General features: G+C 53.5%; 18 protein-coding genes and 1 pseudogene. 11 read left to right on the forward strand and 8 right to left on the reverse strand.

Going from position 1 to position 21,983, the window contains the following annotated elements:
* Window positions 1–30: 30 nt before the first annotated feature.
* The gene (locus MK6180000_RS19765) at window positions 31–1,038 is read right to left on the reverse strand and encodes an exonuclease domain-containing protein (RefSeq protein ID WP_138936621.1); all 1,008 of its coding nucleotides are present in this window, start codon (window positions 1,036–1,038) and stop codon (window positions 31–33) included.
* 229 nt (window positions 1,039–1,267) lie between these two features.
* On the opposite strand from MK6180000_RS19765, the gene MK6180000_RS19770 reads away from it, so the two are divergent.
* Together MK6180000_RS19770 and MK6180000_RS19775 are read left to right on the forward strand one after the other, a co-directional pair.
* Window positions 1,268–2,386 (forward strand): metallophosphoesterase family protein, encoded by a 1,119-nt coding sequence (locus MK6180000_RS19770; protein ID WP_171054735.1) that lies wholly within the window; start codon window positions 1,268–1,270, stop codon window positions 2,384–2,386.
* The gene (locus MK6180000_RS19775; protein ID WP_138936623.1) at window positions 2,383–5,025 is read left to right on the forward strand and encodes an AAA family ATPase; all 2,643 of its coding nucleotides are present in this window, start codon (window positions 2,383–2,385) and stop codon (window positions 5,023–5,025) included. The genes MK6180000_RS19770 and MK6180000_RS19775 overlap by 4 nt, the downstream gene beginning before the upstream one ends.
* Before the next feature lie 280 nt (window positions 5,026–5,305).
* On the opposite strand, the gene MK6180000_RS19780 is transcribed toward MK6180000_RS19775, so the two are convergent.
* A complete protein-coding gene (locus MK6180000_RS19780) occupies window positions 5,306–7,564 on the reverse strand; it encodes an autotransporter family protein (protein ID WP_138936624.1) in 2,259 nt (752 codons plus the stop codon).
* Window positions 7,565–8,326: 762 nt separating this feature from the next.
* Here MK6180000_RS19780 and MK6180000_RS19785 point away from each other — a divergent pair.
* The 4 genes from MK6180000_RS19785 (at window position 8,327) to MK6180000_RS19800 (ending at window position 11,057) form a co-directional block, all read left to right on the forward strand.
* Window positions 8,327–8,587 (forward strand): metal-sensing transcriptional repressor, encoded by a 261-nt coding sequence (locus tag MK6180000_RS19785; protein ID WP_138936625.1) that lies wholly within the window; start codon window positions 8,327–8,329, stop codon window positions 8,585–8,587.
* 7 nt (window positions 8,588–8,594) lie between these two features.
* Window positions 8,595–9,920: an MFS transporter gene (locus MK6180000_RS19790; protein ID WP_138936626.1), complete on the forward strand. Its 1,326-nt coding sequence runs from the start codon at window positions 8,595–8,597 to the stop codon at window positions 9,918–9,920.
* Between the two features lies 1 nt (window position 9,921).
* Window positions 9,922–10,350: a YqaA family protein gene (locus MK6180000_RS19795; protein ID WP_138936627.1), complete on the forward strand. Its 429-nt coding sequence runs from the start codon at window positions 9,922–9,924 to the stop codon at window positions 10,348–10,350.
* A 503-nt stretch (window positions 10,351–10,853) separates the two neighbouring features.
* Window positions 10,854–11,057 (forward strand): hypothetical protein, encoded by a 204-nt coding sequence (locus MK6180000_RS19800; RefSeq protein ID WP_138936628.1) that lies wholly within the window; start codon window positions 10,854–10,856, stop codon window positions 11,055–11,057.
* Between the two features lie 95 nt (window positions 11,058–11,152).
* On the opposite strand, the gene MK6180000_RS19805 is transcribed toward MK6180000_RS19800, so the two are convergent.
* A complete protein-coding gene (locus MK6180000_RS19805; RefSeq protein WP_138936629.1) occupies window positions 11,153–11,371 on the reverse strand; it encodes a hypothetical protein in 219 nt (72 codons plus the stop codon).
* 28 nt (window positions 11,372–11,399) lie between these two features.
* Here MK6180000_RS19805 and MK6180000_RS19810 point away from each other — a divergent pair, with 28 nt between their 5' ends.
* Both MK6180000_RS19810 and MK6180000_RS19815 read left to right on the forward strand, forming a co-directional pair.
* Window positions 11,400–11,858, forward strand: a complete 459-nt coding sequence (locus MK6180000_RS19810; protein ID WP_138936630.1) for a hypothetical protein — start codon at window positions 11,400–11,402, stop codon at window positions 11,856–11,858.
* A 270-nt stretch (window positions 11,859–12,128) separates the two neighbouring features.
* Window positions 12,129–13,574, forward strand: a complete 1,446-nt coding sequence (locus MK6180000_RS19815) for a site-specific integrase (protein ID WP_138936631.1) — start codon at window positions 12,129–12,131, stop codon at window positions 13,572–13,574.
* Here the strand turns inward: MK6180000_RS19815 and MK6180000_RS19820 are convergent.
* The 5 genes and pseudogenes from MK6180000_RS19820 to MK6180000_RS19840 form a co-directional block, all read right to left on the reverse strand.
* Complete coding sequence (locus MK6180000_RS19820; protein WP_138936632.1) at window positions 13,571–15,841, reverse strand: AAA family ATPase; 2,271 nt, start codon at window positions 15,839–15,841, stop codon at window positions 13,571–13,573. The two genes, MK6180000_RS19815 and MK6180000_RS19820, sit on opposite strands and share 4 nt — an antisense overlap.
* 18 nt (window positions 15,842–15,859) lie before the next feature.
* Window positions 15,860–16,417, reverse strand: coding sequence for a hypothetical protein (locus MK6180000_RS19825; RefSeq protein ID WP_138936633.1), 558 nt, complete (start codon window positions 16,415–16,417; stop codon window positions 15,860–15,862).
* A 90-nt stretch (window positions 16,418–16,507) separates the two neighbouring features.
* Window positions 16,508–17,005, reverse strand: coding sequence for a hypothetical protein (locus MK6180000_RS19830; RefSeq protein ID WP_138936634.1), 498 nt, complete (start codon window positions 17,003–17,005; stop codon window positions 16,508–16,510).
* A gap of 529 nt (window positions 17,006–17,534) precedes the next feature.
* Entirely contained in the window at window positions 17,535–17,846 is a 312-nt protein-coding gene (locus tag MK6180000_RS19835) for a hypothetical protein (RefSeq protein ID WP_138936635.1), read from the reverse strand.
* Window positions 17,847–18,130: 284 nt separating this feature from the next.
* A pseudogene (locus MK6180000_RS19840) lies at window positions 18,131–18,375 on the reverse strand (transposase); the annotation flags it as partial.
* A gap of 217 nt (window positions 18,376–18,592) precedes the next feature.
* Between MK6180000_RS19840 and MK6180000_RS19845 the strand changes: the two are divergent.
* From MK6180000_RS19845 to MK6180000_RS19855, 3 genes are all read left to right on the forward strand, one after another.
* Complete coding sequence (locus MK6180000_RS19845; RefSeq protein ID WP_138936636.1) at window positions 18,593–19,060, forward strand: hypothetical protein; 468 nt, start codon at window positions 18,593–18,595, stop codon at window positions 19,058–19,060.
* 312 nt (window positions 19,061–19,372) lie between these two features.
* Window positions 19,373–20,737, forward strand: coding sequence for an ISNCY family transposase (locus tag MK6180000_RS19850; protein ID WP_138934111.1), 1,365 nt, complete (start codon window positions 19,373–19,375; stop codon window positions 20,735–20,737).
* Between the two features lie 210 nt (window positions 20,738–20,947).
* Entirely contained in the window at window positions 20,948–21,976 is a 1,029-nt protein-coding gene (locus tag MK6180000_RS19855) for an IS30 family transposase (protein WP_138936637.1), read from the forward strand.
* Window positions 21,977–21,983 lie beyond the last annotated feature (7 nt).

The raw sequence follows: 21,983 nt of genomic DNA on the forward strand, positions 1-21,983 counted from the left end.
TAAAAAGTAGTTGATTAGAATTTCACTGCTTTAAGGAGGCATTTTGCCAACTAGCTCAAGAAACTCCAGTTCACCAATTATACGAATATCAAAGCCTTCGCTGATAAGTTCTTCGGCCCGACGGTGTTTGGAGCTCTTGGTGTGCCCCACGAGAGTAGCCAAATCTTGTTCACCAACGACGGTCAACGTGACCTTTCTGGACATGCCCGCTTTGACAGCAATACCGGCGCCAGCTGCTATAGTTGCAGCTTCGGGCCGGCTGAGAGACAACTGCCCGGTAAAACAAGCAACGTGTCCGTAGAGTGGCCCGCTTTGGTTGCCCCCAACGGCCACGGAAACCGGATAGTTCTGATTTCGTTGCTTCGCTGTTCTTGCCAAGGCTGTGAACTTTTCACCTGAGTGAGTCTCTGCAAGAAGAACAACTTCGGCTGCAGCCCGGGCGTCTTCTTCGGCGTCATGGTGATCAAAATCTAAGTTCAGGAACGTCTTGAGGCTGGCCAATCCGTGGCCTCCATTGCCTTTTAGCTCTGGCCAAGCTGTTCGGGCGATGATGACGCTATCGAGCCAGTTTGTTCGCAGGTTCGGAATACCGTTCCCTTTGCAAGCAGCATCAAAGGCCCGCTTGTCAAAACTACTGTGCTGGATGAGTGTGTGCCGCTCCAGAAATGGCCTCATTGATCGAAGCACCACTTCAAATATCGGCGCACGGCAAACGGCCTCCTCATCAATTCCGTGAAGTTGGACATTGAAGTCGTCGAACCGTTCCTCTGGATCAACCAAGAAACTTGCGGTGTGGATCTCGCCAGTAACAGAGACCATCGCTAGGCCAATTTGGCAGATGCTGTAATTGTTGCTGTTGGCGGTTTCTACATCAACGGCCACGAACCTAAATGTTCCCGTTTTCAGTAGCTCAAATCTATCACTCGATCCGGGAAGTATCGGGTGCGAGGCTTCGGCTTTATTGTTCTCAACTACTTCTACAGTCTTGCTGATGGACTTGTCTGTTGTGCCAAAAAGGCGGCGATAAAAATTCGTCATGAAATACCTCTGGCTGTAAGGTTAGGGGATGGAATGCCAAGGATCAATGCAGCCAATTTGAATTCGGCATGGCAATACGATGCAAAGCGTACTTGCATTGCTGACGATGCCCCTTAGCAACTGATTAAGCTTTGTCGGGCTGCTTTGTACGGGTTTCAGAAATTGCTGGTTTGCAGGCACATCTTCAAAGATCTACGGTGGTGTACAAGAGATTTTAGGAGCTTTTCTGGTGCGATTTCTTCATACAGCCGATCTTCACCTCGCAAAGCCCTTCGGTCGTTTCGACGCTGACACACAGGCGGCGCTACGCACAGCTCGTCTCGGTGCCTTAAGGCGTCTCGGTGATGCGGCGCGGACCGGCAAAGCTGAGCTCATATTGATTGCCGGAGATACCTTCGACGCCGAAGCGCCGCCCTCTAAGGTTGTCCGTCGCGCACTTGATGTCATGAGCGAATTCGCAGACCTGCTGTGGGTACTCTTGCCAGGCAATCACGACAGCCTGGCTGCTGTTGATCTTTGGGAACGCATTGAACGTGACAAGCCCGACAACGTGATCCTTGCTCTAACACCTGACATTATCGAAATCGGCGATCACGTAGCGATCCTTCCAGCCCCGCCCACAGTGCGGAACCCTGGCGTAGACCTTACGAACTGGATGACAGATGCGCAAACCGGTCAACGTTCCAGGATAGGTTTGGCACATGGCGGCATTCTGGATTTTGGCAGCGAAGAGGGCACAGTTGCGGTCATTCAACCGGATCGGGCAGAACAGTCTAAACTCGACTATTTGGCACTCGGCGATTGGCACGGCCAAAAATCAATCACGCCACGGACGTGGTATTCGGGCAGTCCTGAGGCCGACAGCTTCAAAGGGCATTCCCAAGCGGGTGCGCTGCTTGTCGAGATTGCAGCACCCGGAGACGTCCCGCAGGTGACACCCGTTCCGATTGGGCAATTTGACTGGCGACTTCTGGCGCTCGACTTCTTTGCGGGCACGGACCCTGCCCAACAGTTGATAGAAGCACTTCCAGCTTCGGATCGGGACAAAATGCTGGTTCGGTTTGAGGCGTCAGGGCGACTTGGTCTGCTCGAACAAAGCCAGCTTCGGGATACGTGTAACCGGATCGTTGACGACTTTCATTATTTCGAGATGATCCTAGATGGATTGGGTATTGAACAGGCCGTCGATGATCTTGATTTGATTGCAACGGGAGGCGCGTTGCGGGCGGCTGCGGACAGCTTGTTCGAAGCGACGGACCTTCAGGGGCGGACAGCTGAGGATGTCCAGATCGCTCAAATCGCTTTGACGCATCTCTTCCATGTTGCCCAACAGGAACCGTCCCAATGAAATTGCGGAAGCTTGAGTTGACGAATGTACGTCGTTTCGGCGGGCAAAAAGCGCAGCTGGGACCTTTTGGTGATGGTTTGACAACCATCACGGCAGAGAACGAGGCTGGAAAGTCGACATTCCTCGACGCGCTACATGCCTTGTTCTTTGTGCCACACGGATCATCCTCGCAAGAGGTGAAGAACCTGCAACCTTATTCAGGCGGTGCCGCGTGCGTTGCGGCTGTTGTGGAAATAGACGGAAAGGATTTTCGTGTTGAGAAGTCCTTCTTGGCACAGAAGTCGGCAAAAATAATCGATTGCTCAAACGGACAAGTCATCAAGCAACAAGGCGATGCTGAGGCTTGGATTGAGGACAACATCAACAAGATGAACAAAGGGCCTGCCGGTCTTCTTTGGGTACGGCAGGGGGCAACCCATGTTGATCCAGAAGGCAAAGACAAAGACGCCAGCAACGTGGCTGCGCGCCGCGACTTGATGTCTAGTGTGCGAGGTCAGATTGATGCAGTGACTGGCGGGCGGCGTATGGATAAGATCGTCGAACAGTGCCGCAAAGAACTAGATGCCTTAGCCACCAAAGGTCTTAAAGCAAAGGCTGGAAGCCCGTGGAAAGCAATCGAGGACAACATTGATGTATTGCTCGGGCGTAAGGAGCGGCTTGAGGCAGATGTTAAAGTTCTGTCGCAGGCTCTAGTGGTCAAACGGCAGGCCAAATCGCGCCTGCACACATTGCACGATCCGCTAAAACAGAAAGCTCAGATTGAGCAACTCGCTTTGGCCGAAGAGGCTTATCAAAAGGCACAGCAGCACGATCGCAGTGTAACGGACGCCGATAGAGCGCTCCAATTGATCGTAGCTGAAAAAAACCAGCTGATCCGCCAAATAAAAGACATTTCCGACACAAAGGATCGCCGTCAGCAGCTCGTTAATGAGATCACGCAGAAAGAGGCGAAGACGTCTGATCTTCGGACTGCGCAAAGCAAGTCAGACAAAACGCTAACGGACGCAAAGGCGGTGATCGCGCAGAAAGAAGTGAAGCGACGCGATCTGGTTGAATCTCTGAGTGCTGCGCGCGCGACCGAAAAATCCCGCCGCAAGTGGGACCGTCTGCGCGCGCTTGCCGATCTCGCCCGCCAGCGTTTGGCGCCACAGAAAAAGCTGCACGATGCGGATGTGATTTTGGGACGTACTGAAATTACACAGATTGACCTTGATCACCTTGTTGATCTTGGTCGGCGTATCAGCGTCGCACATGAGCAGCGTCGCGCACAATTTGCCAGCTTCTCAGTCCAGCCATCAGCAGCGGGCACCGTTGAATGCGACGATGTGGCGCTTGAACCTGACAAGGAAACGCTGATTGATCGTCCGATCGCGCTGAAACTCTCAAGCTTTGGCACCATCAATCTCTCTCCAGCGGCGGGGGCGGGGAAGGGTATCGAGGACCCAGACGCGTTAGCAGTAGACCAAGATGCAGCCCTTCAAGCGTTTGGTGTTCAAACAGTGCAAGATGCTCGCAGTGCCTTTAATGCGCGTCAAAGTGCGGCGAATGACAAGGCTGTGGCCTTAGCGGAAATCAGAGGGCTAGCGCCTGATGGCATCGAGGCATTGAATGAGGAATGGCAGGCACTCTGCAAAGATCTGGAGCATGCGCCAGATGATCAGCCCCCAGACCCAGCTGGCCCACAACCTGGGGACCTTTCGGCTGAGCAGATCGAAGAACAGATAACAGACCTTGATGATGATGTTGAGGACCTCAGGTCCAACATCCAAGCGCTTCAAACAGCCGCCACGCAGGCAGCAAACGATGTGGCCGAGGCCAGTGGTGTGCTGAACCATCTTCTGGAGGAACAGACCTCGTTGGCAAAGCCGCTGGGTGAAGACGCCGCCCTTGCCGCATTACAAGCATCCCGTGACGAGGAGGCTACGAAAGAAGGAGCGGCAGTCCGAACCCTCGCGGTACTTAAGCAAAATGCGCCCGATCTGGACGTGGCGCGATCCACCCATGAACGTATGCTCAGTGCCGAGAAAGCAGATCGCGACGAAATCAACAAACTGGAACGCGAGCTTGCACGCTTGGACGGGGCAATTGAGACGCAATCCGAAGGTGCGGTTGAAGAAAAGCTCGCAGAGGTCGTAGACCAGCTTGAGAAGTCATTGGAGCGCGCCAAGCGATATGAGCTGCAAGCGAAGGCCTTGAACATGCTCATCGCGCATCTTGATGAAGCACGAAGAGATGCACAGGAAACCTATTTCGAACCGATCCGCAACGAACTACGCCCGCTGCTGGCGCAGTTGCATGCCGGGGCTGATTTTGAACTCGATCCAGACAAGATGCTTGTTGGTAAGATCATCCGCAACGGTGTCGAAGACGACATTAGCGTTTTATCAGGTGGTGCCTATGAGCAGATTGCTATCCTGACCCGATTGGCGTTCGCAAAGTTGTTTGCGAAACAAGGCAGGCAGGTGCCCCTAATCCTTGATGACGCGCTGGTACACACAGATGACGAACGGATTTCAACGATGTTCAATATGCTGTCGCACGCAGCGAAGGATCAGCAAATTATTGTGCTGAGCTGTCGTACCAGGGCTTTTTCTGATCTAGGTGGGACGAGGGCGTTCATCGAAACTGAGGCAATTTAGAAAGTTAGATCGTGTCAGTTGGGAGCTGACGTATAGGGGATTTGTCGCAACCCAGTTTAGAATGAGTGTCGAAATTTTTAAATGGTGAGACGCCGCTTGCAATGAAAACAATCACTTAGCATTTTTCATTGTTGAGACTGGGCAAGAGCGATAGCCGACCTTCGCTGCGGGGCGCACGAACTGGTAAGATGCGGGACGAAGCTGCCTTTGACAAGCGTAAACCCAGCGACTACTTTCAGCAGTCAAGATAGGTCATCTATGCAAGAGGCAGCCCGTTCTCTCACCACTGGATGCTGAACCCTGCTGTTAGGCCAAGTCCTGAGCTGCCGTTGCTGCTGAGAGATTCACGATACGAGACTTCACCGTAGATTGCCTTGTTATCATCCCAAAACTTTGAGCCACCGAGGCCGATCTCAGCCCACGTGTGGTTGTAGTTTGCGCCCAAAGATGCCCCGGCCACGTTGACAGAGCTTGCGCTGGAGAAGTCACGCACCAGATTGCCGATAGCATAATACTTTTCCGGGCCACCATCCGTGTCAAGGTATTCGTGCTCATATGCGAGGCCCAATCGGCCAATCAGGCTATCTCGGCTACCAATATCAACAGCGCTACCCGCACCGTCCGTAAACGAATCCCCATCAATGCTGGACCAGATCAATTGCGCTTGAGGAATAAGCGATACGGTGTCGTGCAGTGCCAACCGTTTGCCCATCTCAACGCTCAAACCATAGCCCATAGCATCCTGGTCGGATGCAAGATCAGTGCCGTTAGCTGCATAGTCCCCACTTAACCAGTTCAGCTGTGCCTGAGCATCAAAGAAAAGCCCGTCTTGGCCATACCAGGTTGCCGTTGCTCCAAGCCCGTAGCCGTCACCTTTGATGCTCCCATTTCCCATGGCATTTGTGACCGTGCTATTCACAGTACCGTACTGACCTGTAATGCCAAAGACCCACTGACCATTGTCGCCAACTTCTGCCAAAGCGTCATAGCCAAATTGTAGACCTCCGGAACTTCCGTCAATCGACGCCCCACTTGTGCTGCTGGACGGCGTAACGTCAAACCGGTCCCCATAGGCACGTAGCCACGCGCCGTGTACGATCTGCCTGTCTCCTGCTACTTTTGTGAGGTATCGCCGTTGGCTGACTCGCTGTTCGAGCGACGGCAGGTCAACGAGAGTGCCTAAAACAAACGGCGCAGATTCGTAAACACTGCCGACTGAGTTTGCGCCTATGCTGGCCAAGAACCATTGGCTTCCCAACAAACTGAGATCATAGTTGAACGCGCCAGCTGCTACCGGACCGCCTGCAAGCGTAAAGTCTCCCGCAGCTGTCGTTCCAGTGACATCCACGACCAATACGTTATTGCCCGTGGACGCTCCTGAGGAGACGTTTGCAACGGAAATCGCCGTTCCAGCGCCAGTCACGCTCCCCCCAACGGTTAGCGTATCTGCCGTGTCGGTCGCAAAATCCACGTCAACATGAAGCAGACCACCGCCGGAATAACTGCCAGACATACTGAAGGTATCCCCGACCACACCATTTAGCGTCGATACTACGCCGTTGTTGGATAAATTGCCGGTTAGGGCAAAACCGCCTGCCGCATTGAGAATGCCTCCATTTAACAAACTCAGGCCGGTTCCAGGGTCAGATCCAACAGATAAAATTGGACTAAAGCTGAGCGATCCACCGTCAACAATTATAGTTTCCCAATTGATATAATTCGCACCATTAACTGCTGCGGATGCGCCGCGAATGGTCAGAACATCGATTAGGCCATCCGCCGAAGAAAAGTCATCGCCGCCATCAAAGATTCCAGTAAATGCGCCCAGATTAAAGCTGCTTTCCACAAGCGCGGTATCAGATCCGTCGGTGCCATTTGTATGCCCCGGCCCATCGTCCATGAAAATCGAACCAGCAATGGACCCCGACCTTAAAATCAGTTGGTCTGAACCACCCTCGAAGATTACATTGCTACCCATTGCGGTGCCATCGAGTGTCAGAATGTCGTTTCCGCTGCCCGATGAAAAAATGCCGCCGATAGAACCACCGAAAAGATTGATGGTATCATTCCCCTGTTCGGCATTCAAAACCCCGTCGATCTGCGCGGTGCCCGACATGTTAAATACATTGTTTCCGGCCCCGAGGTTGACGCTGCCAATGCGCCCCCCTGTAAATGTAACGTCATCCCCATCCGTGAAAAGCCCGATGATATGACCACCGTTCATTACGAATGTATCAAAGCCAGAGCCCTGATCGAGGCTAACCAAACTACCCCCGGTCATTGTGAAGCTGTCGACACCGGCACCGGTGTTGATTGCAGGCGTTACAGGGCCGCCAACAACACAGTTTGTTGTGTCAGCATTGCCGACTGACGTAGTTACACAGGCAGCATGGGCCGGGCTAACCAGTGAAACGAGCATCATCCCTGACGCAATGTTTAATACCAAGCCTACCCATTTCACAATACGACCTGCTGCGTACCATGATCTCGCACCATACCCGATAAATGTGAACTTCTGAGGCAATAGTAACTCCTTCATTCGCAAAGCTGCGCACCTTTAGTCGACCGATAACAATGTCTACTTTTTTAGCACCGGCCGCCAAAAGTTGGCTGAGACATAATTGGAAATAGATGAAATTCACACAAAAATTCTGAATGTAGTTTCATTTTCAAAAAGACCGCTTCCCAAATATCACTGTGGATGCCTTGACCTGAATGTATTGATACAGGTCAGCAGCCGCAGCGCCTATAACGGGCACATTGGGCTCTTTCAAGACCTTCGCTGCTATCTGCACGAACGGCTGCTTCAGCGAAATCGCGGGGTTGATGACGGCGTCCGAGGTAGATCATGTGGTTACTTCTGCCCCGAAGCAGGGGGTCGGGTTTTACATATTTTTACCAGCTGATCAAAAACGCATAATAGTCAATATGTTCAAGAGTCGTAGTTAGGATAAGTCCGAGTTATCGTAACCAAGTTCGGCGGTGCCGGATCTAAGCTCGGCCGATCGTCTGGTTACGGTAGGGCAGGGGGGCCAATCGCGATAGCAGATGCTTCTGTTGACCCCCACCATGATGGCCCAGAGGCGCATTATTGGTCTTGGAGCACAACAGGAACCGTGCGGATATGCGAGCTTGTGGGCGTCACCGACCAGACGAGCATGGCCACATAGAGAGGCATCGCAATGGCGGCTCGACCGATTGTCCGTAAAGCTGCTTCATGCCCGCCTGTCCGCTCATATTGTTCGCAACGCTGCTACTGCGCCGTCTTGCTCTATCCTCCCCAGGGGGATACGACTTTACTATGTCAGACACACACGCTCATGCAGGTCATCCTGCGCTGATTGCCCGGCTAAAACGTGCCGACGGTCATCTACGCTCTGTCATCGTAATGCTGGAGGCCGGTAAACCCTGCCTTGAGGTCGCCCAACAGCTTCTGGCTGTCGAGAAGGCGGTGGCGAATGCCAAGCGCGTGTTGATCCATGACCATATGGATCATTGCCTCGATGTCGAAGGATCGGAGACCGATCGCGCCGAACTCAAGGCGATCGCACGCTATCTCTGAGGGCAACATGCTGGCAGTTCTTTCTGATCGGACCTATCGGCATCTTTTTCTGGCGCAGGTCGTAGCGCTGCTTGGTACGGGCTTGGCGACAATGGCGCTCGGCCTGCTGGCTTACGATCTCGTCGAAGAGCGAGCGGGCCTCGTTCTGGGCACGATTTTTACAATCAAAATGGTGGCCTATGTTGGTATTGCGCCTATCGCTAGTGCGTTCGCCGACCGTGTGCCTCGCCGCGCAATGCTTGTGACATTGGACCTTGTGCGCGCGGGCGTGGCATTTGCGCTCCCTTTCGTCACCGAAATCTGGCAGGTCTATGTCCTGATTTTCCTTTTGCAATCGGCCTCGGCTGCGTTCACGCCCACGTTTCAAGCCACAATCCCAGACATCCTGCCGGACGAAGCGCGCTACACCCGTGCGCTCTCGTTGTCGCGACTGGCATATGACCTGGAGAATATCCTTTCCCCTGCTCTGGCCGCATTGCTGCTTACGGTCATGAGCTACAACACTCTGTTTCTTGGGACTGTCGTCGGATTTTCCGCGTCAGCGCTTCTGGTGGTTTCGGTTATCTTGCCCGGCCCCAAGGGGAAGGAACCGCGCGGGATTTACGACCGGATAACACGGGGCATTCGCATCTACCTCGCCACACCGCGCCTGCGGGGTCTTCTCGCTCTGAATCTTGCGGTGTCAAGTGCGGGCGCGATGGTCTTGGTCAATTCAGTCGTTCTGGTGCGCGGGCAACTGGGTCTGGGCAATACCGCATTGGCTTGGACGATGTTTGCTTTTGGGGCCGGCAGCATGATCTCGGCGCTCGCCTTGCCGCGCCTGCTGGACAGATTTCCCGATCGACCTGTGATGATGTCCGGGGCGTGGATGATGATCGCAGCTCTACTGGGGATTGCTGGTGCCGTCTGGAGCACCGGGCTGAACTGGCCGCTTCTGCTCGCCGTTTGGTTGCTGATCGGCGTTGGCACTTCAGCTGTAGTAACGCCATCAGGCCGCCTCTTGCGACGCTCTGCCCACCCCGAGGATCGACCCGCGATCTTCGCTGCGCAATTCGCGCTGTCCCATGCTTGCTGGCTGCTGACCTATCCCCTTTCGGGCTGGCTGATGACTGCCTTTGGCACAGTGCCCGCGCTGACCGTTCTTGCCCTTCTGTCTGCCGCCGGGGTCATCCTGTCCATCTTGATGTGGCCAGCGCGAACCTCCTCCGAGATCGCGCACTCTCATAGAGATCTACCACCAGATCACCCGCATCTACAAAGCCATGGGGTCCGCGGGCACAGTCACGCGATCATTATCGACGATCTTCACCGTCACTGGCCCATGCGTAGTTGATATGATGGCGCTATCCGGTTTATTTTTGGCGGCGTTTCTAGCCGCAACCCTGATCCCTGCCCAGTCCGAGGCGGCGCTGGTCGGATTGCTGTGGGCCAACACGCATCCCATGGGGCTGCTTATTCTCGTTGCCACGGTGGGGAATGTCCTTGGCTCTGTGGTCAACTGGGCCCTCGGACGATACCTCAACCTTTTCACTGACCGGCGCTGGTTCCCGGTGTCTGCAACGCAGATGGAGAACGCATCGCGCTGGTATCAAAAATGGGGCTACTGGAGTCTGCTCGGAAGTTGGCTGCCAGTTGTCGGGGATCCGCTGACCCTTGCAGCGGGCGTACTGAAGGAGCCTTTGGGACGGTTTCTGATCATTGTGACCTTCGCAAAAGCGGGTCGCTACCTCGCGCTGGCGATGGCCACATTGCAATATCTATGAAGAGCTCAGAATGCGCATGGCGGATACTTTTCAAAGTCCGCTTAGACGAATTGGCTGAAGCATCTCAACGACCGGCTATCCCGACGGAAAGCCGTGATCAACTTGGCAATGTCGCTGCCAAATTTTATCGCAAATGCGATTAGCAGAAGATTGTCCTTGATGTACGAAACGATCTCTACGATCAGGCAAAAATCATCGCATAACATACATAGTTATTTCGCGATTCATTCCTATAAATAAATACGAATTTATTAATTTTTCTTAAACTATACTCATCGTAAAAGAAATTAGTATTATATAGAAAAGGAAATAATATGTTATATAAGAAAAATAATCTGCCGTACAAGAATATAGGTATTGAATCTCAAGCAAAAAGTAAAGGGTATAGTGATAAAGATATATGCGCAGCGTTTGCATATTATAATCGAAAAGAAAGAAACTGACACCCACCGGGTGAGTTCGACAATGCAGGAAGATTCTACTCGGAAGAACGGACAGATTACATGAGCAGTATTCGAGGCCCAAGTCGGCGCTTTCCTTATTCGGAAATGACTGCCGCCCGCTCCGCAGAGCACTGCGCCCAAGTCTTCGGGGCCAAACCCCTGCATGTGAAGAGAATCTACAAGGTGATCAGCGAGGCGCATCTATTCGAAAACATGCCTGATCACCAAGCTGAGATCATCGCAAAAATGAAAGCGGCCAAGTGAGGTCACTGCGAGGCCTCAAGCGTGACCACTTCGTCTGCAAGGTCTTATCATGTGAAGAGTGAAGCGATTTCAAGCTGGCACGCCTCATTTCTGCGTCAATATTGCAGGACCTTCAGACGCTGGTCTGAATTATGGGCAGCACAGCCCGCGGTAGATATTGAGAGTTCGTCTCCAATATCTACCGCTTTGGCTAAAAAAAATAGCACCATGTCGTCCTTACCGCCAAAGCGGAAAAATGGATGCGGGGCAGAGTTGAGATCACTTCTTTTCGTATGAAAATCTTCTTTAACGTTCTTTAAAGATGAGCGGCCCAAGTCTTCCTTAAACCCAAGGGAGACAGATATGAATTCTATCAAAACAGAAGCCAATGATTTGCGACGCAGGTCAATCGACCAAACCAGACAGCAGTTTGCAGAGCTCGCGCTGGCGGGGTTCCGAAGAGCCGCTTACGCCGGAGTATTTCAGAAGATCACCGGGACGAAGGCGCCCACCTATATTTGTGATCTAATCCTGGATGGCTATCAGAGCAATCTGACCATTCGTGTGCAGGAGGTGGCGCCTGAAGCGGATCAGGAGAACAGTCCCCGGAAATATATGACAACGATCCGAGGTCTGCGACTTGGGCGGAAACCGGCGTCGTTCGCCCTCGTTCGGAATACTTCCGAAAGAGGAAAGGGGACCTTGTCGGGAACACTTGATTTTGGTTTTGCACAGATGGCGCTGACCGTACTGCCATATTGCGATGCGACTGGTGCCGATCTCTGGATCTGCGTTCTCGAAATCCTGCGATCGGAAGGGTAAAGCGCATGATACACCCGCCTTCGCAATTTCAACAAAAGCGTTACCGTTTTCAACAAATACGTGCCGGAATTGGAGACTTTCGTTACCCTAGTGCCTCCTTTAGGGCGCGATCAGAAGCGACGGCCGAGGTCAGATTGGCGCTATGTAATAGCCGTCCTCACCCCGCGTGTCAGGGTGATCACTACGGACAGCAGTGCAGTCGCATTTTTCGAACCCCCGAATTTGCAGGCATCGGTTTCTTGGCATTTTCAGCACAAGGAGTGATCTCATATGAACAGGATTGAACGTAGCCCTTTTGCAAATGAGGATGCAGATGGCCTTGAGCTCGACGGAGATGGCGGACAGGGGCGCGGGGCCGTTGAGATATCTTTCGAGCAAAGCATCGAGGCCCATGATCTCGCTCTTCAGTCGACTGCTTGTTATTCTTTCGAAGACCTTTTGCAGAGTGGAACCTGGCACAAATATGAACAGCGCACGGCAGCCATTGCGCGCAAACATCCCTCACGCGATCCTTTCATCAGCTATCTTGCGATGGACGCCGAAGGCGGGTGGACGACTGCGAATAGCCGCCAAAGCGACCGATCTGCGCTGACGAGGATGGCTGCCCGGGATGTGCTGGAATTGGGTCCTCTCTATTGGCGGCAAATGATCACGGGTCAGAAAAATGAAGACGATCAACGCCATCTTGTCCAGTGCCTGAAGCCTCACCTTGATGTAGATGTTCGAGGTCGCATGGCAGGGAGCCAGGAGCCGCTTTCCCGTGACGGGCTGCACCAGTTGAGTGGCGCCATCGCGTTCCTTCTGCAAGTTCGGCCGGATCCCCATCATACCGCGCTGCGGGACCGTCCTGCTAAAAAGGATACCAGAGAAGACCCCGGTGCATCCAGTTCAACGGCGTCGCAGAAAACCACCCTCTATGCGCTCAACCAGCATCAGCGGCGCAAAGCGAAGACCTTTCCAAATTATGATTGGCGGTCGCATTTTTGGGGGAAGGCGGTCATCCTGGATGATCACTTGGATGATCATCGACGTGCTCGCCTCGCCGCTCTCATGCTGACAGGCTGCCGACCATCTGAGTTCAGTGATGATCTTGGGGTTACTGTTTACAAGGTGACTGACAGCGATCATCCCTCTCTGCGTTTCGAGATTATGGGCGCAAAGGTGTCCGATGATGTCGGGACACATCTTGGCAAGGGTCAGGAGTGGCGCGTGATCAAGTTGGCGTGTCTGACAGCCGAAGCCCTCTGGTTGTTCCATCACATGTCGAAAAGGAACCAGAGTTGCCTAGCCCTCGAGATTGCTGCGAAGACACGTAAGCAGAATGGCGAGACGCTAATGCCGATTGAGCGTCATCACAGGGTGTCAGTCTCCCTGAGCAAGCTGGTCAGCCGCCTCGGCAGAATCGCCTTTCCGAGGCTGCGGCATAACCTGACGCCTTATGTCTTCCGCCATGCCCTGACATCGGATTTCAAGTCAGGGGGGCATGCGCTGGAGGAGTGTGATCTCGCCGCGGCGCTTGGGCACCAAAGTACGCGAACCCAAGAGCACTACGGGAACGCAAATACAGCGCGCGGCCTTGCCGGAAGCCGCGCGCTGCAGATCAGGGAGGTGAGATGTTCGGCGCCTGTTCGCCAACCCTTGCGGCAGGGCTATGCATCGACAGAAGACATGGAGGTCCGGCCGGGACATCATCCGGGCGCGTCCAGGCCTGATTAGACCCTTTGGACGCTGTAAACGGCCTCCTGGCGGTGCGCGTCCATTGAGGCCGCTTGAACCGGCAAACTGCGCCGGATCGCTTCCAGTTCTTGCCCATCCAGTTCGCGCGCCTCGACCAAGCGGTCTGCAATTCTGGACAAAAGCTCTGTGTTCTCTTCGATCATAGCCATGGCTTTCTCATGCGCCGTTCGCAGATGGCGCTCGACCTGGTCCTTGACCTTCTCCGGCGCCGTATCGATCCCGAATACACTGGCGCCATGCCACGCCAGACCGCTTTCTCCAAAGCCCCAGCGCGTCTCCGCAGCCAGCGCGAGCTCGGTTGCTTGCGCAAGATCGCTTTGCGGCCCGAGGCCTGCGCCGCTGGTCGGAACGCCACAAAGGTGGATTTCAGCGGCACGCCCGGCCAGCAAGACCTGAAGTCGAGCCCGCGCCCAATCTGGTGTCAGAATTGGCAACGGACCTTGTTCGACCATGCCGCCTTGCGCTGTCAGTTGTGCCCGCTTCGGGGTTGGCAAGGGCGAAAGCAAAGTAGCTAGCACATGCCCGGCCTCATGGATTGCAATGCGGCGCTGCAGTGAGGGGCTGAGCGTGGGAGCCAGATGATCAGCAGCCTCCATCAGATGCTTTTGCTGCAATTCGGTTTTCTCTGCGCGCGCCCGCCCCAACGCGTCCCTTACGAGGGCCTCGACGGTGGCGCCCGATTGGCCGACAAGACGATCGGTAACAGCCCTGAGATTCAGCTGTTCCGCGCGCTTCTGGCCAAGTCTTGCCGACAGGATCGCCTCGATCCCTGCCCGGTTCGGGTACGGAATATGCAACTTGAGATCGAAACGGCCACTGCGAATGACGGCTTCATCGATCGCATCGAGATGGTTGGTCGCGCCAAGCAGGACCAAGCCCTCCACCTCGACGGCATGATTAATCTGTTCTAAAAGCCCGTTCACGACACCGCGCATGTAGGATCTGTTGCTCGCGTCCCCACCACGATCGGAAAAGCTGTCGATCTCGTCGATGAACAGCACCGCAGGGGCCGCCTGCGCGGCCTCCTCAAAAGCGGCCGAGAGAGCCGCGAGCATGTCGCCTTGATGCCCTGCTTTCTGACACTCTGCATAAGACGTCGAAATCAGCGGGATGCCAGCAGAGCCCGCAATGGCTTTCGCAAGCATCGTCTTCCCGGTCCCCGGCGGGCCATGGAAGACAGCGCTGCTGGTCACATCAGGCCATGCCAATTGGCCCTCTTGCCACTCCTGCAGATCATTCAGCATCCGGTCCAGATATCCGCGCGTAGCTCCCAGCCCCTGCACTGCATCGAGCGTCACGGCTTTTGGCCCCATCGGGGCGTTTGCGATCTCGGCAAGACGATCTGCGACAAGCAACGTCGTGGCCTCTTCGAAGGCGGCATCGATCTGCGCAGGCTCCAGCCGTTTCAATGCTGTTGGGCTGGGCAGTCGCTTCCTAATTTCAGCTTCAGCAAGCATGCCTGTGGTGCTGTGGGTCAACCTGAGGGCTTCGATGATCATCTCCGCTGTGAAACCGGCCCATCTGAAGATTCGGCGCGTCAAGCTTTCGAGTGCGGCAGGTAGCTGCCGGGCACGGCTGCTGATAATCAAAACAGGGCCATGTCTGCGCAGACTGTTTTCGACTTTGATCTGAAACTCGTGCTGTGCGCGGGTACGATCTCTTGTACTCGCATCTGGACGCGCGCTGAAATTATGAAAATGCAAGTCGGGACCCTTCTGGCTCAGGATCCGCTTTTGCCAATGATCAGTGACCACCCTTAAAATTTCCTCCAGAACACTTCTCGTTGCGGCAGAGGCACAGATGACATTCGTGATCCCGCCTGGGCGAAAAATTTTCTGGAGATCTCCCTCATCGTCGAACAACATGCCGAGGCCGGCGGCTGCAGCGATTGCGGAGGGGTGCGGGCGCCCATTTTGTGAAATTCGTTCCACGCCGTCGCAACGCGCCCATGGATCCTGAGCATTCGCAAATTCATGCGCAATCTCAGCCTCGGACAGCGCTTTTGCGGCGGGTGGACCGCTTACCGTTCCGGCCATTTTGCCAACCACAACGGTCGAATTGTCCACGGGCTGCGCCTCGACGAAATCCAGATCGTCATCACCTTCATTATTGTCGTCATCAATCACATCGATCGTGGAAAGCCATCTGAACCAGTCGGCTTTGCATAAAGCCTCCGCGCAAGCTTTGGCCAAGTTCAATTTGAATTCAATTAAGTCTGCTGTGGGGCCGTCTCTGTCATGTGTCATAGGGGTCTCCTTCTCTGATTAATATTGGGCGGTTGTGGGTGCGGCAGCAGCTACGTCGCAGGGCGCAAGCCCGCGCTCTTCAAGCGCTGCATCCAGGCTTCGGCGCGGATGCGTTCTCAATTCATGAACATCAGCCAAAAGAAATGACTGCATTCGTCTTTGATTTGCTGTGAACTTGACGACGTTTTCCGAGAGCGCGACGAGGGCGAGGAGGTCGTAATCCCCGCTACCATAACGCCGGACGCCGGTCGGCGAGCGGTGGTAGCCCTTCGATATATTGAAGTGGAACGCGCCCTCGCGGGGCCTGCTGCAGGTCTTGATTTGCACACTTAGCAATCTGCCCGGCTGATGGACGACGCAGTCTGCCGACATGAACTCCGGCAGCCCTGACGACACCAGTCCAATGCGCAGCAGCACGCTTTCCACGAGCAGCTCACCGGCGCGGCCGATCCATTTGGCGTTGGCGGAGAGCGCCTGGCTTGAAACGTGCGGAAAGTCGCGGAGGGCATGCCCCGGCGGTGGGGTTTGGGGCTCAGACAGCGCATCGAGCCCGCTTAACAGCGGTTGAAATGACATATTAATATATTCCTTTTGGGCAATAGGCAGCACAACCGGCACTCAAATGCCGGTCGAGATGAAGAAGCGAGGTTCTGAAATTACGGGCTGTCAGGCCGCCAGCGACTGCGACCAAGGAAGCGCGAAGGCCTCCTCTTCGGCGATCTCCGAACCCGCAAGGCACACCATACGGTCAAGGCATTCATGCGCGTCGGCCAGCAAATAGTGAATTTCTGGAGCGCAAAAACGCTTCGCCGTATCAAGGCACCGAGCGCTGCGGGCCAGCACGTCGTCGATCTCAAAGAGGGACTGCGACCGGATTGCGCGGGCGATCAGCCGTGACATCCGGTGCTGGGCCAGATCATTGGCGTTCTGCGGCGGAAGCGCTGTCAGCTCCTCGGCATCTTCGGCGATGGCGTGCCAGACGGCATCAGCGTCTTCAGTCCAGTCGAAGGCTGGGTCCCAGTCGGAGTCGTCGAACCAGACCTCTTCTTCGAGCGACGAATGTAGGCTGGACACGATATCCGCAAAGCGGGGTTCAAAAATCGAATGGGCTTTGGAAGCGGCTTCCTGAGCCGGAGTAGGGCTGGTAGTATAAATATTAGACATGATGATCTCCTTATTAGATCTGATTGTTTAGAGCAGGGTAAGAGATCCACCTCTTGCCTTGCTCGCTACATTATGATATCGTTATATAAGAAAGTCAATCATTAATTGGGATTTTTTATATGGCAAAAATGGGACGCCCTAAAGTCGACACGATGAGTGTGATGCTTCGCCTTCAAAATAACGTTGTAAAACAGATTGACGATCTAAGGAGGGAAGAAGAGGATCTTCCGACTCGGCCGGAGATGATCCGACGCATTCTTGACGACTGGATGGCAAAAAATACTAAAAGCTGATGGCGAAATTAATATTATTTATCGAAATAATATTTTTTCAGAACGGAACTCGAAAACTTGGCTTATAATTCTGTAAGGTTGCTGCAAGCCGCATGTTAACCGCAGTCGAACGACTTTAAATGACTCATTGTGAAAGCAACGGGCCGGTCAAATGAACCAGCCCGCTCGCCGGGGCGTCGAGTATCTTGCCAAGATCAGCTTTCGCCATCACGCGTAGATCGCTTTGTAAATAAGGGTCAGGCGTTCTCAAGGCGGTCGCTGAAATGCGTTTCAAGTATATGGTATTCGCCCCGCTGTTCCAGCCAATCCATGACCTCGTCTATGGACATTAGAGTAAGCATCTGCCGACCTTCTTTCTCGCCTTGCCCCAAGTCGACACCATAGTGTGATAGCGGTCCGCCTTCGCCGGCCAGGAACCAAGCGCCGTTCGGCGCGAGATATAAAGATTCGTCGAACCAGGAAATACTATTTCTGTTGTGAAGCTGATCCTTGGCGACCTCTCTCGCGGTTTCCGTGTCGTAGATTTTTCTATTTATAATTACTTTCATCAATATATATCCTTCTGTTATTGATGAGGTAATAGATCGCAGATCCCACTTTCGGAAAAATTAAAATTTCTTCGCGTTTAGAAATTTATGAGAATTCAATAATAATAATTCTTTTAACGGCGGCGTAACAACCTGCCAGTGGGGCGAAGCAAAAGTCGGCCACTTGATGGCGCGCCTTGAGGCGTGATCCCCTCAAGTAGCAATGCTAACCCCGCAGCGCGCCACCACTTTCACGGCCCCCTCTCAGCGTTGAGATGGCCCGCCTACTTTCTTTCAGGGGCTTACTTCAACAGATCAGCCTGCATGCGTAGCTCCGCATACATCCGCTTTAGGCGCCGCTTCTCATCTTCCATGGCCTTCATCTGGCTGATCATCGACGCGTCCATGCCGCCATACTTCGCTCGCTATTTTAGAAGGACGCGATGCTTATGCCGTCCTCGCGGCACAACTCTGCCACCGGCGCGCCACCTACGCCCTGGCGTAGGATCGCAAGAATCTGCGCCTCAGTAGATCTGCTTTTTTCATTCACATTCTCCTCTGAAATCTCGCTGAGAAAATTCTACTTATGAAACCTCGTAATTTGGGGGATCACCGTTGCAGAAATTTGGATCTGCTCAAATGGCTTGTCTAGGCACGTTAAAAAGAAGACGTTAAAAAAATTTAATAATCACAATTATTATTAATTGACACAAATGCAAGTTTAGAATTATTAGTATGATCGATAAAATAATAAAAAAGGATTTATCATGAAAGAAGAATTTGACGTTATTGTACCACAGTTCGGTTTAACAAAAACCAGTTTTAGACTGCTTGCTTGTTATAGACCGGAAGGCAGCACAGGATCCTCTGTAGATCAAATTATACGCCGCTACTCAAAAATTGTTGACGATGCGGCGAGGGTTAAAGAAAGCTTTTCCAATGAACAAATAAGTTACATGCAAAATGTTTTGTACCATTCGCCCCTATGCGTTGACGCCGATGAAAAATTATTTGACAGGGTTAAGGCGGACATTGAAGACTATCTGGAATTTTCGGAGGGTGAACTGGCCGGGTTGCCAGTCGCGTGGGAACAGATGCTTGATCGACTTAGCTCTTTGACAATTGGAGAAGAGGTTGCGCTTGTCGAGCTTATCGAAAAGATAGTAAGACTGGAAAAGCTTTACACATCTTGGCCAAAGACAAAAATGCCCAATAACAATTTGCTAACTTTCTAGCATTTTGTTTTATCGATAACCTTTTGACTTTATCGGAAGGCTATCGATACCATTGTGGGATCCTTCTGCACGTTCAGGGGAGCCTTGGATACTGACCATGAAAAAACGCCAGTGATGCTTAAAGACCTCAATTAGGTGCTCTGAACTTTAAACAGAAAGCGCTATTGTAAAAGGGACTGGCGAAAAAAGAGACTACATTACATAATAAACCTTATAGGCGCATATCTTGTACGCGCAAAGTTAGAATGTCCCACATCTGCAAAGTAGAAATGTCACACTTCCCTGTTGATCAAGCAGGATTGGAGTGTGGCCGTGGGGTTGGTGATCATGAGCGAACGCGAACTAAACCGGATCGAAGTGCTGAGCCAAGTGACACAAGGCCGGATGACGGCTGTCACGGCTGCCAACGTATTGGGGCTGAGCCGCAGGCAGGTTCATCGGTTGCTGAAGATATTTCAGTCGGATGGCGCGGCAGCGATCCGGCATAAGGCGCGTGGTCGCAGATCCAACAATTGGATCGACCCTGCGGTGCGTGAGTTTGCGGTGACGTTGGTCCGAGAGAAGTACAGCGATTTTGGGCCGACATTCGCCGCTGAGAAGCTGGCTGAAGACCACGATTTGAAAGTATCGCGTGAGACGCTGCGTAAATGGATGAAAGACGCTGGAATTTGGCTCAGTCGTAAACAACGCCGCACATTTCACCAGCCGCGGCTGCGTCGGGAATGCCTTGGAGAGTTGATCCAGATTGATGGCTCGGATCATCACTGGTTTGAAGACCGTGGTCCGGCCTGCACTCTGTTGGTGTTCATCGATGACGCGACCAGCACCCTGATGCAGGTGCGGTTCGTTACTTCCGAGAGCACGTTCAGCTACTTTGAGGCGCTGGATCTATACTTGGCAGCGCATGGTCGGCCGGTTGCGTTCTATTCCGACAAGCACACGGTGTTCCGTGTGGCAAATCAATCCGCCAAATCGGGGCACGGCATGACCCAGTTTGGGCGTGCCCTGAATGAGTTAAACATCGAGATTCTTTGCGCAAACAGCTCTCAGGCCAAGGGCCGCGTCGAACGGGCAAACCGCATATTGCAGGATCGTTTGGTCAAAGAACTCAGGCTGGCCGGGATCTCTGACATGGACGCCGCCAATGCGGTCCTCCCCGGCTTCATGGAGCGCTACAACGCCAAGTTTGCGAAGGCCCCACGCCGTGCTGACAATCTGCACAGGCTTATGAACATCGAACCAGATCGCCTGCGCGACGTCTTTTGTTTGCGCGATGAACGCTACGTCGGCAAACAGCTGGCCTTCTCGTTTGAGCGGCAACGGATCATCCTGATTGAGAACGAGATCACGCGGGATCTCGTTGGCAAATACGTCGACAGCTACGCCTTTCCGGATGGTCGCCTTGAGTTTCGCTGGAAGGGTGTCGGACTCCCCTACTCCGTCTTCGACAAGGACCAGCGCGTCACGCACGCTGCGATCACCGAGAACAAACATCTCAGTGCCGTCCTGGAGCACATTAAGGCCGAACAGGACAAGGCACCACCAATGCCGCGCCGCGCTGGCAAGCAGAAAACCCGCTATGAACCAACGGGGCGGCGCAACGATGGCTGGAACTCAAAGCTCGCCCGGCGCGCCAAGGCAAAGCTCGCAGAAACATCACCGCCAGACGCAGGGTGACCCACCCACGCAAGGCTTAACAACCCTGCGATATTTGAGGTCTCCGGGCTGCTAAGCCTTGCTGCCGTCAGCGCCCTTGGTGACATTTCTACTTTGCGCGCCGAGGGACATTTCAACTTGGTTGCAACATATCTTGTACGCGGGTGCGCGCTACCTTGAAGTGCGACTCCTATTAGAAAACAATGGTTTATCTAATGAGGAGATCATCGCATGGGAGCCGTTTATACGCAACTAAGCATGCAAGAACGTCGTAGAATTGAAGGCTGGTGGCACGCGAAAGTTCCCGTCGCTGAGATGGCGCGTGTTTTGAAGCGTCACAAGTCCACGATTTTTCGAGAGATCAAACGCAATTTCTGGGCTGACGATGCCTTTCCCAAGAAGTATGCGGGATACTTCGGAATGGCGGCGCACGAGTCAACGCATCGACGACGATCAACACAACGCAAGCTGATCCGACATCCTGACTTGTGCAACCGAGTGATCGAACACCTTAAGAACGGTTGGACGCCTGAGCAAATCGGCAATCGGATGATCTTTGACGGGGTCAAACAACGTGTCTGCCAGGAGACAATCTACCGACACATCTATTCCAAAGAAGGCATGGCACAGGAATTGTGGTGGTACCTGCCAATGCACCGTAAGAACCGCACTCCTCGCCGTGCTCGCAAACGCCAGAAGTCGAAGTTTGACCGCGATGTCAGCATCTTGTTCAGGCTGGACAATGTCGCTCATCGTCGCGAGTTTGGGCATTGGGAAGGTGATTTGATGCTGTTTGAACAAAAACGTGGCCAAACAAATGTCACGTCGCTGGTTGAGCGCGTCAGTCGCTTTACAGTGATCTTGAAGAACCCCAACAAGCGCACCAAACCGGTGATGGGAAAGATCATGAAAGCAATCAAAGACCTGCCATATATCGCCCGCAGATCCATCACTTTTGATCGAGGTAGCGAGTTCGTCAGCTGGCCCCAACTGCAGGCAAAGATTGGGACGCAAACTTGGTTCTGCGATCCCTCGTCACCCTGGCAAAAAGGAACGGTTGAAAACACCAATCGAAGGGCTCGAAGATGGCTCCCCCGCAAGCGTGATATCCGGCGGCTCACGGATCACGATATCAAGGAAATCAGCGACCGCCTCAACAACACGCCGCGAAAGTGCTTAGGATGGAAAACACCTGCGGAGGTCTTCAGAGAAAAGATGTTGGCGGAAATGGGTCAATCACCCTACCCTCAAAAGCAATAGTGGTCGC

Source organism: Roseovarius arcticus (genome assembly GCF_006125015.1).
GTDB lineage: Bacteria > Pseudomonadota > Alphaproteobacteria > Rhodobacterales > Rhodobacteraceae > Roseovarius > Roseovarius arcticus.